Annotated in this window: 10 protein-coding genes and 3 pseudogenes; 5 read left to right on the top strand and 8 right to left on the bottom strand. The window is 59.2% G+C overall.

Going from position 1 to position 11,077, the window contains the following annotated elements:
• Window positions 1–111: 111 nt before the first annotated feature.
• Window positions 112–282 (bottom strand): DUF1153 domain-containing protein, encoded by a 171-nt coding sequence (locus tag PAF17_RS19510; protein ID WP_271890746.1) that lies wholly within the window; start codon window positions 280–282, stop codon window positions 112–114.
• A 63-nt stretch (window positions 283–345) separates the two neighbouring features.
• On the opposite strand from PAF17_RS19510, the pseudogene PAF17_RS19505 reads away from it, so the two are divergent.
• A pseudogene (locus PAF17_RS19505) lies at window positions 346–510 on the top strand (IS6 family transposase); the annotation flags it as partial.
• 80 nt (window positions 511–590) lie between these two features.
• Here the strand turns inward: PAF17_RS19505 and PAF17_RS19500 are convergent.
• Complete coding sequence (locus tag PAF17_RS19500; protein WP_271890745.1) at window positions 591–1,265, bottom strand: c-type cytochrome; 675 nt, start codon at window positions 1,263–1,265, stop codon at window positions 591–593.
• Complete coding sequence (gene soxC / locus PAF17_RS19495; protein WP_271890744.1) at window positions 1,252–2,580, bottom strand: sulfite dehydrogenase; 1,329 nt, start codon at window positions 2,578–2,580, stop codon at window positions 1,252–1,254. Before soxC ends, PAF17_RS19500 begins: the two co-directional genes overlap by 14 nt.
• 386 nt (window positions 2,581–2,966) lie before the next feature.
• Here soxC and PAF17_RS19490 point away from each other — a divergent pair.
• Window positions 2,967–3,137 (top strand): annotated as a pseudogene (locus PAF17_RS19490) (transposase); the annotation flags it as partial.
• Window positions 3,138–3,484: 347 nt separating this feature from the next.
• Here the strand turns inward: PAF17_RS19490 and PAF17_RS19485 are convergent.
• The 4 genes from PAF17_RS19485 to PAF17_RS19470 form a co-directional block, all read right to left on the bottom strand.
• Window positions 3,485–4,000, bottom strand: a complete 516-nt coding sequence (locus PAF17_RS19485; RefSeq protein WP_271890743.1) for an OsmC family protein — start codon at window positions 3,998–4,000, stop codon at window positions 3,485–3,487.
• 28 nt (window positions 4,001–4,028) lie between these two features.
• Window positions 4,029–5,966 (bottom strand): tripartite tricarboxylate transporter permease, encoded by a 1,938-nt coding sequence (locus tag PAF17_RS19480; protein ID WP_271890742.1) that lies wholly within the window; start codon window positions 5,964–5,966, stop codon window positions 4,029–4,031.
• Between the two features lie 108 nt (window positions 5,967–6,074).
• Entirely contained in the window at window positions 6,075–7,145 is a 1,071-nt protein-coding gene (locus tag PAF17_RS19475; RefSeq protein WP_271890741.1) for a type 2 periplasmic-binding domain-containing protein, read from the bottom strand.
• 40 nt (window positions 7,146–7,185) lie between these two features.
• Window positions 7,186–8,043, bottom strand: a complete 858-nt coding sequence (locus PAF17_RS19470; RefSeq protein WP_271890740.1) for a fumarylacetoacetate hydrolase family protein — start codon at window positions 8,041–8,043, stop codon at window positions 7,186–7,188.
• Between the two features lie 109 nt (window positions 8,044–8,152).
• Between PAF17_RS19470 and PAF17_RS19465 the strand changes: the two genes are divergently transcribed.
• The 3 genes from PAF17_RS19465 to PAF17_RS19455 are packed head-to-tail and all read left to right on the top strand — an operon-like array spanning window position 8,153 to window position 10,509.
• Entirely contained in the window at window positions 8,153–8,881 is a 729-nt protein-coding gene (locus PAF17_RS19465; RefSeq protein WP_271890739.1) for an FCD domain-containing protein, read from the top strand.
• Window positions 8,882–8,923: 42 nt separating this feature from the next.
• Window positions 8,924–9,880 (top strand): glutathione S-transferase family protein, encoded by a 957-nt coding sequence (locus PAF17_RS19460; RefSeq protein WP_271890738.1) that lies wholly within the window; start codon window positions 8,924–8,926, stop codon window positions 9,878–9,880.
• Window positions 9,881–9,903: 23 nt separating this feature from the next.
• Window positions 9,904–10,509 (top strand): 2-hydroxychromene-2-carboxylate isomerase, encoded by a 606-nt coding sequence (locus PAF17_RS19455; protein ID WP_271890737.1) that lies wholly within the window; start codon window positions 9,904–9,906, stop codon window positions 10,507–10,509.
• Between the two features lie 185 nt (window positions 10,510–10,694).
• On the opposite strand, the pseudogene PAF17_RS19450 reads toward PAF17_RS19455, so the two are convergent.
• Window positions 10,695–10,958: pseudogene (locus PAF17_RS19450) on the bottom strand (transposase); the annotation flags it as partial.
• Window positions 10,959–11,077: the final 119 nt, after the last annotated feature.

Genomic DNA, 11,077 nt, shown 5'->3' with positions numbered 1-11,077 from the left:
CGAGATGTTCTACAATCCGAAGCGCAAGCATGCGAGAAACGGGATGCTGTCGCCCGTAGAGTTCGAACGGCAGCGGAAACCGAGACCCGAAGGCGTCTAGGAAACGCGGGGCTATTCAGCGTTCTCCATGCCCTTACGAGCATCCTCGACCCAACTCTCGATCTCTGAGGGCGTCAGGTCAAAGCTCCGGCTTGCTTCTGCAACCGTCGTCTTACCCTGAATAATCTCCACGACCAGAGCCGATTTACGCTTTGCCGTCCAGCGCTTGATATTGTCTTCCAATGGTCCACTCATCGCTACGTTTTACTCCTTGTAGCATGAGCAGATTTTCACTGGGCCAATACAGAGATCCTCCAGCCCCGGCGGGACAAGCGCGCGGCAAAGCGGCTTTTGGTCAGGCTGATGAAACGCTGGGGCTTCGGGCCCAGACGGATCATCACCGACAAGCTTCGCTGCTACGGCGCAGCGAAGCGGGATGTCGCCCCCGGCCTTGGTCACTGGTCGCACAAAGCCCCTCGAAGACTTCCCGCCGAGCAGCGGAGATCGGACGGTTGCTTTGGTCCTTTTAGCGGCTTCGGCGGGCGAGCCCCTTACTCTGTCTGCCCCCGGCCGCGTGGGTCCTCCACGAAGCCATCCGCGTTCGGCATGGTGACTTGGGCGAAGCTTTCCGCGTTGAGCACCGCATCGGCGTCATCAGATGTGATGCCACTCTGACCCAGGATATAGGCGCTGAGAGCATAGACTTCATCGGGTGTCAGCGACCCCGGTGAATCCATCGGCATGGCCCGGTGGACATAGTCGAACAACGTGCTGGCGTAGGGCCAATAGCTTTCAACGGTCTTCACCGGCTGATCGCTCGCCAAGCTATCTCGTCCTCCTACGAGTTTCGGCGCTCCCAGTTCCGCGACACCCTCGAGGTTCTCACCATGGCAGGCTAAACAGCGATCCGCATAGAGCGTTTCGCCTTCGGCATATGTTCCGCGGCCTTCGGGCAAGCCTCGACCATCGGGCATGACGTCGATATCAATCTGCGCGATTTGCTCTTCGGAAGCCGGGCTGCCGATGCCGTATTGGTTCGTGGCCAAGTCAACCGGTGCGCCATCATCCGCGCTTGACAGCGGCGGTGGCGAGGGTGCGCGTTCTCCGGTTTCTTCTATTTCGGCGGGTAGGTCGGCAACCGTTCGGGCAGCGCTGTCGGTTTGGGCAAAAGCCATGCCGCCAGAGGCGACGCAGAATATCGGCAGCACAAAGTTACGCATGGACATTGGTCACCTCCCCGTCTGGCGCGATGTGCCAGCTTTGGATCGCATTCAGATGATACACGGATTTCAGACCGCGAACCTCGACCAATTTGGCCAGCGTAGGCTGCGTGTAGCCGGTGTCGTCCATCGCGCGGCTTTGCAGAACCGCTTCTTCGCCTTTCCATGTCCACGGAAGCCGAAACCGCGTATGGCACTTGGGCAGGACAGGCCCTTCCAGTGCAGCTTCCTGCCACGTCGCCCCGCCATCGGCCGATACCTCGACTTTGGTGATTGCCCCCCGGCCCGACCATGCCAGACCGGTGATCTCGTAAAACCCCGGTCGTGGCAGCTTCATCGCGCCCGACGGGAAGGTGATCACCGATTTCGCATCCATTTCCAGCGAAAACTGCCGAGCGTTGCCGTCCGGCATCAGGTCGGTATATTTCGATGTCTCTTCACGGGTCATGAATGGCCTGTCGCTGACCTCTAGCCGTCGCAGCCATTTGATGTGGGTGTTTCCCTCATAGCCGGGCAATAGCAGGCGCAGCGGATAGCCCTGTTCTGGCCGCAGCGCTTCGCCGTTTTGAGCATAGGCGAGGATGGCGTCGTCCATTGCCTTATCAATCGGCACCGAGCGCGTCATGACTGCGGCATCTGCTCCCTCGGCCAGGATCCAAGCTGCCCCATCTTGAATTCCTGCCATGTCCAACACGGTAGACAGCCGGACACCGGTCCATTCAGAGGTAGACGTCAAACCATGCGTGCCTTGCACTGTCTTCAGAGTAGGCTGCACCCATTCCGTCAGACCGTTGCCTGAACATTCGATAAAGTGCAAACGGCTCACAGACGGCAGGCGCTTCAGGTCTCCCATTGTGAAGCGCAAAGGCTGATCGACCATCCCGTGCAGGATCAGCTCATGGGTCTCGGGATCAATCGTGGGTATGCCCCCGTGGTGACGCTCGAAGTGCAAGCCGGACGGCGTGATGATCCCAAAACCTGCCGCCAACGGTGTCATCGACCAACTGGAATCCAGACTTGCGGTGGGATAGCGCCACCTGACCTCGTTCTCAAACTGGGACCGTGACCCATAGCCGCCATCATCAAGGATCGTCCGACCCTGTTCCTTCGTCGGATCGGGCTGAACCGGATATTCGATTGCGCCGGGAGGAGCTTCTGCCATCGCGCGGCCAGTTGTCATCGCGCCGCCTGCAACGGCAAAGCCGGCCGCCAGAACGTGTCTGCGGGACAGGCCATTAAACATCCCGTCTTTGCAGTCACAATCTTCGTCGGCATCGCCGCCGAGAATTTGGTCTTCCAAGGCAACCAGCCTTTCGGCCATCTGCTTTTCCTTGGGTCTATATCTGGATGGTGGAAACCTTTCAGTCGACATCGTGTCCTCCCCGGGTCCGTGTCACGTGCGACGAGAAGTGTCGCCGCGGTTCGGCAATACTGACTCGAAATGCAAGATCCTGTAAATCATTGAGTTGGTGGCCTGCGGCCACGCGGTCCCCTGTGCGGCCCAATTGGGGCCGAGGGGACTGCAACCTGGCTCGTTGAGCATCTCGCTGGAATTTCATCACGGGAGCGTCGTGAAAAGGGGATGTGTCGCAACCTTCGTATTTGATCGCGGAGGACTGACCGGCGGGCAGAATTATGTCGCCAGCGCCGCGAAGGTCTGGAAAGCGGTGGTCCCGTCGGCAGGGATTTGACCCTTGTGGATCATTCAATGCCTGGATTGACGACGCAATAGATACCAACCTGGTGCCCATCATGCGGTTTGCTCGAACGCTCCACCGCGACATCGACGCGGTCACAAACGCCATCGAGATGCCATGGAGCAACGGTCAAGCCAAAGGCCAGATCAACCGCCTGAAGACCCAGAAACGCGCCATGTAAGGTCGAGCCGGTCCAGAATTGTTGTGGGCGAGAATGCTCCCATTCCGCCATACAGATTGAGGATGACCCGATTTAAGGGCAACGCGACAACTCGGGAAGGGCGCAGATCCTGGCCTGCGCCGTCATCTCGCGCGGATTTTCCTGCACCACGTGACATCCTGGGCGCAAAATGGATGTTCGTCCAAACGCTGGCCGCGACCAGCGTCTTGGAGAGTCAGTGATCCCGCGCGTCTCCCAAACCGGAGAACGCAGCGGGATTTGCAAGCTGCATTTGATTCAGGTCTCAGGGGCAAAGCTCTCTCAAAAAGTTCCGAAATGGCGTCGCGCGCGCCCAGAGTCTTGTGCGTTCAGTCCACCGACCCGTCAAATTCCGCTTTCGGCCTGATTGTCCAAGTCGCCTGCAGATCCACATCTGCGGCGCGCATGAGGTTCATCACCGGGCAGCGATACTCGACGTTTTTTTCCAGCTGGCGAAACCGCTTCTCGGATTCGTCCGTGTAGATCACGATGTCGAGCGTGGCTGCTTCAAAGTAGGGACGGATCCCTGGCACGCCCTTTGGGCCACGAACGTCGATCTGGCTGGTGCAGGCAAATTCGACCCCGGCATAGTCAAAGTTCATCGCTTTCGCGACGCCGTTGATGATGACGCCATCGCAACCAACCAGCGCGACCAGCACGGTTTCCAGCGGCGAAGGTGACGTATTGGTGCCACCCAGGCTTGCGGGTTCGTCGGTGTAGACCGGATCAAAGTCGCGGACCTGGATTTTGGTCCGTGTCCCCGCGCAGTTCACGGCCTTTACATGACGCACACCGATCTTCTGGGTTTTGGGGTCGATAGAGGGTTCGATGATGTCGTCGTCCATTAGGTTTGACATGGAAATCTCCTTTCGATTAGCCGATATTGAAGAGGGCACCGATCGGGGCATCCCCGCGCAGAAGCCCGAACAGAACTTGGATGAAGACGAAGATCACGGTGCCGTAGATCAACCCGGTCCAAAGACGCATCTTCGCACGAATCAGCAGCATCCAGGCAAGAAGCAGCGCCGTAGGCACCGTTATGCCGATGGCCCAGACCGCTACACCGTAGAAGATCAACGCTGCCAAAATCGTCAGTTCAGAGGCGTCGCGACCCAGATCTGGGCGGTATTCGCGCAACCCACGGTAGACAAGCCAGAGTGAGAGTCCGATGCCCGGCCCGATGGCCAGGGACGGGAACAGCCGCGATGCCGGGTTGAACCCCATCATCTCCCAGGCCCCGTAAACGAATGCGAACGAAGCTAGCACCGCCATGAACAGGCCAACGCTGTGATTGTGTCCGCCGCCCATGGCCTTTTCGGCATTTGCATCTGCAACCGGAACAGCGTCTTTGCGTGCCCGGTACTTGCGTATGCCGCCAAGCACGAGGGGGATGATAATGACTGAGGCTATGATCAGAACGCCAGGGCGCGTCACCCAGCTCCATCCGTGGATCTGGTTCGTTAGCCAGAAATACTGTTCCATCGGTTTGGCCAACACGAACCCGACAAGCGCGGGGGCGCGGGGCCAGTCGGCATGCTTCATAACCCAGCCGAGTGCACCAAGAGCGAACAACATAAAGATGTCGCCCATAGTCGATGTCGACTGATAGGCGCCGATGACCATGATCAGGATCAGAGGCGCGGCAATGATGCCGAACGGAATCCGCGTCAGCTTTGCCAATGCGGGCGAGATGGCAAAGCAGATCGCTGCCCCGACGACCGAAGTCAATGCAACAGACCACACCATCAGGAACATCAGATCCGGGTGCTCGGTGATCATCCGCGGACCGGGATAATATCCGAACGAGAACAGCGCACCCAGGAAGATCGCAGCCGCAGGCCCGCCGGGCACCGAGAACAGCACGGTCGGGACCAGGTCAGAGATGACGGTGGCGTTGTTCGCACCTTCCGCCGCCGCAATGCCGCGTATCTCGCCCTTGCCAAACTGTGACTTGTCCTTTGTCGACCGGATGGCATGCCCATAGGCGACCCAGGTCGAAGCCGAGGCGCCGACCGCTGGCACAAAGCCGCCGAACACCCCGATAATGGCCGAGCGTATCACAAGCCATTTGTTCACCCAAAAGTCGCGAAAGCCATCCTTCCACCCGGCCACCTTCATGGCTTCGCCACTGATCCCCCCGCCCACAGACAGCATGGTGATGACTTCGGCCACACCGAACATGCCAAGCGCGACGATGGTCAGCGAAAATCCGTCCAGAAGATAGACCTGGCCAAAGGTGAACCGGAAATCGGCCGCAGCCTGGGCCGGGCCGACCGCCCCCAGGAACAATCCAAGACAAGCTGCCGCTAGCCCTTTGGCCAGATTTTCGCCGATCATCGAAGAGGCAAAAACCAGACCGACAACCGCGAACATGAACAATTCGGGTGTCGACAACAGCAATACGATTGGCCCTGCAACGGGGATCGCGACGAATAGGACCGTCGCACCGACAAGACCGCCTACCATCGACGCGAGAAAGCCGACGCCAAGCGCCCGGGCCGCCCGACCCTTCTTGGCCAGTGCGTAGCCCTCGATTGCCGTCGGCGCAGAGGCCGGCGAGCCCGGCGCACCAAGCAGGACAGAGGTAATGGTATCAGAGGTGTAGACGATGGACACCGCCCCCAGCAGCATCGCAAGCCCCGAGTAGTCATCGAGGTAGTAGATAAAGGGCAGCAGGATCGAGACCGCCGCCACACCGCCCAGACCGGGCAACATGCCAAAGACCATTCCCACCAACATCCCTCCGAACAGCACCAGAAGTCGCATGGGTTCGAAGAGATCGCTCAGCGCGCTCATTGCGTGTTCAAACATTGGTCAGACTCTGTTTCGGGCGATTGGCCCGCAAGACAAAAGGTACCGCCCTCGGCGGAGCCACGACAGGCATGAGCCCCGGAAACCGGGACTCAGCTTGGGAGTGGTTCAAAATCTCACACCGAACTTCTCGGTCAGCAGCGTGTGAAGGTAGTCCTTCACCTCCTGCGAAGGCGACAGGGCGGCCTTGATCGCCTGCTCTGTCTCCGGTCCGGCATTGAGCCTGGCGCCATTCGTCACCTCCTGGCTGGCCTTCTGAAACTCCGGATCGGCGTTGATTGCCTCGACTGCCGCAGCATAGAGGTCCAGCACCTCCTGCGGGGTGTCGGGGTGGGCATAGGCTGTCAGTCCATAGGCATAGGTGATCGAGGCGATCGCCTGGAACGCATCCCATTCAACCCCAGAGGGCGGTGTACCATTCATGTCTTCGTAGACTTCGTAAACCGAAGGAAGCTCGGGCGCGATCGAGTCACGCGCCTTCAGCACGCCCCCCTCCATTGAACCACCCGTCCAGAGCGGCACCGCAGAGCCGGCCTCGACCGAGGGCACAACCTGCGTGAGGTAGACCGGGGTGAACTGATAATCGAGGTTCAGCTCTCCCTGTTCGAACGCCAGCCGGACCGGCCCGCGACCGTTGAAACCAAGGATCGAGTTCACATCAAGGTCCAGTACCTCGAAGGACAGCAGGCTGGGCAGGTCAGAGGCAGCGGCAGAGATACCGCCATAGCGCAGCTGCTCGTTCGCGTTCTTGATCTCAGCCGCGCTGTTGACGCTAATATCGGAAGAAACATAGGCGACCGAACTGAACGGGTGGCTATAGGCCACGCGGTAATCCGAAAGCTTATATTCGACCCCGTTCTGCCCCAGAACAAAGGGGGTGGTGGTCGAAGACGTCGTGAACAACAGGGTCGTGCCGTCGTCCTTGGCGTTCTGCTGGAACCAGTTCGCCCCAAGGATCGACCCGCCGCCCGGTCGGTCGATCACGCTGACCTCCGGATTTCCCGGCAGGTGCTTTTCAAAGAATGGCTCCAGGAACTTGGCCGACACGTAAGTCGCCCCGCCTTGGCCGAACGGCACGACCACGTCGACCGTCTTGCCCGCGAAATACCCGTCCTGCGCCTGCGCGACATTTGCTGCAGCCAACAATGCCATTACGGCACAGCTTGTCATATATTTCATCTTATATCCTCCCTGATATTTGCCTTGGCGCTCCCTCACCTCAGCGAATTGTATTCTCGAGCTCCCCCAGACCGGAGATGCTGACCTGCATCCGATCTCCTTCGTTCAGGTACTTCGTGGGGTTAAAGCCGATACCGACGCCAGCCGGAGTGCCGGTGGCAATGATGTCGCCCGCCAGTAGCGTGCCGGTTGCGGTGATGCATTCGATCAGCGTGGGAATGTCAAAAACCAGATCCTTGACCACAGCCTTCTGCCGCACCTCGCCGTTGATCCGGGTGACAAGCTCCATTGCACCCACGTCATCGATCTCATCCGCCGTCGCGATCCAGGGACCGATCGGGCAGAAGGTATCAAGCCCTTTGCCGATGACCCACTGGTTGTGCGTCTTCTGCAGTTCCCGCGAGGTGACATCGTTTATGATGACGTATCCGTAAACATAGTCGTAGGCATCCGCCTTGCTGACCCGGCGAGCGTCCTTGCTGATGATCACGCCCAGCTCGCCTTCATAGTCGACAGACCCTGTTGGGTCGAGCGAGCCCAGAACATCTTCTCCAGGACCGACAACCGATGTCATCATCTTGGTGAAGATCACCGGGGACGAGGGGACTTCTTCCTTGGCACTGGAATCGAACCCGGAATTGAAGAATTCGGCGGCATGGGCATGATAATTTTTACCCACGCAAAGAATGTCGCGGCGTGGCGTCGGGATCGGCGCCATCAGGCGGACATCGCTCAGCGACACCACTTCCTTGGCATCCCACGGCCCGTTTTGGCCTGCCTTGATGCGCTCCAGAACAGCCGTGTCCGCACCCGGGCCATCCGCACAGATCGAGACGCTGTCGCCGTCAAGGAAACCCGCCTTGACGGTACCGTTATGTTCAAATGTGATCAGTTTCATTTTGTATCTAGTCTCTCGTTTTATATTTAATATCACAATTCATACACGGTAATGTCTTGTCAATAAATTTTTATCTGGCAATATTGAGAGGTGTAATACGGAGCAGGACATGACCCCAGGCAATGCGACCCAACCCACGGAACAGCCGATCAGCTTGCAAGACGGCGAAACCCACGCCGAATCTGCCTATCGCCGCCTCCGGACCGACATCATCTCGGGTGAGAGAGAGCCGGGCGAACGGTTGCGTGTGGAACGGCTGTCAAAACTCTATGGGATCGGCACAACGCCACTGCGCGAGGCAATGCAGCGTCTCTGCTCTGATCGTCTGGCAACAGCGCACGGCAATCGCGGCTTCACCGTCGCCCCGCTTGAGGCAGACGAGTTCGAAGATCTCAATATTGCGCGCACCGCTATCGAGGTCCAGGCCGTCACACTGTCCATACAGCATGGCGACGAAGCCTGGGAATCGACAATCGTCGCGACATCCTACAGGTTGCAAAAGCAGGATCGATTCCTGGCAAAAAACCCCGGCACGGCCCTCGACGCATGGGAGGCCGCAAATGCGGCATTTCACGACGCCACCGTCGCCGCCTGTGGCTCTGTCTGGCTGCTACGGGTCAGAAAGTTGCTGATGGATCAGGTCGAACGGTATCGGCGCGCTTCGGTCTGCCTGCACAGCAGCGAACGCGATCTGGCAAGCGAACACAGCGCAATCATGGATGCGGTCCTCGAACGTGACGCGGCCCGCGCACGCGAGGTTATCACCGCACATTTCGACATCACCGCCCGGATTCTTCTGGGCGACATCGCGCAGGACGAAGCGGCAGGCCTTGACTGATCGTCGTTCTCGGCGGCCACGGACCAAAACAGGAGACAACATATGGGAATGCTACTTGACGGAAGCTGGGTCAACGACGATCCCGAAATGACTGGGCAAGGCGGGACTTTCCAGCGTCCGCATTCGACCTTCCGCGCCGCCATTGGCGATGCCGATCACCCGGCAGAGGCGGGGCGTTATCACCTGTTCACCGCGCCGACGTGCCCTTGGGCACACCGCACGCTGATTGCCCGCCGGATAAAAAAGCTCGAAGCGATTATCTCTGTCACCGAGGCGGATCAACCCAAACATCAGGGCTGGACATTTTCTGATGGCATAGACGACTTGCAGCCGGTCAACGGCAAACTGTACCTGCATCAGGTCTATTCTACGGTGGTCCCTGACTTTACCGGCCGGGTGACGGTGCCGGTGCTCTGGGATCGCAAGACGCACAGCATCGTGAACAACGAATCGTCCGATATCCTGCGCATGCTCGATTCCGCCTTCAACGACATCGCCCCCGCGTCCTTCGACTACTACCCTGCCCCGCTGCGGGAACAGATTGACGCGCTGAACAGCACGCTCTACGACACCATCAACAACGGGGTCTACCGTTGTGGCTTTGCCAAATCGCAAGAGGCCTACGACGCCGCATTCGACGCTCTGTTCAGCGCGCTGGACACGCTTGATGACCGGCTGGGCCGGTCCCGGTATCTGATCGGCGACCAGATCACCGAATGTGATATCCGGCTCTTCACCACGCTGGTTCGGTTCGACGCGGTCTACGTGTCCCACTTCAAGTGCAACCGGAATCGGATCAGCGATTTCGAACATCTCGGCCAATACCTGCGGGATCTCTATCAGACCCCCGGGTTTGGCGACACCGTCGACATGCCCCAGATCAAACGCGGTTATTTTGCCGAACACCGGCACATCAACCCAACGGGGATCATTCCGCAAGGTCCCGCGCTCGACTTCACCGCACCACACGACCGCGCGCAGATGTCATCTGCGGCTTGAAACATAACATTGGAGGACCGCCCATGGCTGACACGATCGATTATTACTACGGAATGCTTTCACCCTTCGCTTTTCTCGGACACGACCGCTTTGTCGCTCTGGCCGCAAGCCACGGAAAAAAGATCAATTTCAAGCCCGCCGATTTCATCGAGCGCATTTTCGCACGTACCGGCGGGTTAAAGCTGCATGACCGGTCCGAGGCGCGGCAGGCCTACCGCCTCAAGGAACTGGCCCGCTGGAGCAAAGAGCTTGGTGTACCTATGAACCTCCAGCCCCGCCACTTTCCCGTCGCAGACGAACTCGCCGCGCGGTTCGCGATTTCCGTGAATGGGTGCGGGCTGGATACCGGGGCCTTCACCCACGCCGTCCTGACCGCCGTCTGGCAGGAAGAGCGCAACGTCGCCGACCCAAAGACACTGGTGGCGATTGCCGACACGCTCGGTATGTCCGGCCGCGACCTGCTGACCGAGGCGCAGTCGGAAACTGCTCTGGCCGGTCTGGAACGCAATTGCGACGAGGCCGTGGCAAGCGGTGTGTTCGGGACGCCGTCCTATGCCTACGAGGGCGAAGTGTTCTGGGGCCAGGACCGGCTCCAGTTCCTCGAGGCCGCTCTTCAATCCGATGCCTGACCGAATGCCACTACGGCACGCTTTCTCGCGTCGGCCGTTGCGACGAACCCTGTGAATGACAGCCTGATCTTCCTCGCGGCCAGCCTCGTCGGCGGCGCGGTGAACGTGGCCGCCGGCGGGGAAAAACTGTTCGTCCTTCCGTTGCTGCTTCCCTTGTGTCGCGTTGCCGTTAATTGGGCTCTGCCTCAATCTGTGTGGCGGAATGGGAGCATTCTCGCCCGCAACAATTCTGGACCGGCGCGACCGTACATTGCGCGTTTGAGGGTCTCCAGGCGATTGATCTGACCTTCTGCCTGGCCGTTGCTCCAGGGCATCTCGATGGCGTTCTTGACCGCATCGAAGTCCCGGTTCAAGGTACGGGCAAAGCGCACGATGGACACTAAGTCGGTTTCGATCGCATCGTCGATCCATGCAGGGAGCGGGTCTGCCTGGCGACCGCGAATGATACCTGTTGGATGTCATTGAGAACTGACCCAGCATTGTCATCGAGATTTGACCCGCCTGTCAGTATGTCGGTGTGTTCATGATGGGGTCAATGTTGGTATTTTCTTTCTCTTCCTTTTGGCGG

Source organism: Paracoccus onchidii (assembly GCF_028294535.1).
Lineage (GTDB): Bacteria > Pseudomonadota > Alphaproteobacteria > Rhodobacterales > Rhodobacteraceae > Paracoccus > Paracoccus onchidii.
This window is presented reverse-complemented; position numbering and strand designations above follow the sequence as displayed.

Bases quoted from the DNA above. Each gene is read 5' to 3' on its own strand.
- PAF17_RS19475 (WP_271890741.1), bottom strand. From the start codon at position 7,145: ATGAAATATATGACAAGCTGTGCCGTAATGGCATTGTTGGCTGCAGCA.
- PAF17_RS19460 (WP_271890738.1), top strand. From the start codon at position 8,924: ATGGGAATGCTACTTGACGGAAGCTGGGTCAACGACGATCCCGAAATG.
- PAF17_RS19480 (WP_271890742.1), bottom strand. From the start codon at position 5,966: ATGTTTGAACACGCAATGAGCGCGCTGAGCGATCTCTTCGAACCCATG.
- PAF17_RS19470 (WP_271890740.1), bottom strand. From the start codon at position 8,043: ATGAAACTGATCACATTTGAACATAACGGTACCGTCAAGGCGGGTTTC.
- soxC (WP_271890744.1), bottom strand. From the start codon at position 2,580: ATGGCCGAAAGGCTGGTTGCCTTGGAAGACCAAATTCTCGGCGGCGAT.
- PAF17_RS19500 (WP_271890745.1), bottom strand. From the start codon at position 1,265: ATGTCCATGCGTAACTTTGTGCTGCCGATATTCTGCGTCGCCTCTGGC.
- PAF17_RS19465 (WP_271890739.1), top strand. From the start codon at position 8,153: ATGACCCCAGGCAATGCGACCCAACCCACGGAACAGCCGATCAGCTTG.
- PAF17_RS19485 (WP_271890743.1), bottom strand. From the start codon at position 4,000: ATGGACGACGACATCATCGAACCCTCTATCGACCCCAAAACCCAGAAG.
- PAF17_RS19455 (WP_271890737.1), top strand. From the start codon at position 9,904: ATGGCTGACACGATCGATTATTACTACGGAATGCTTTCACCCTTCGCT.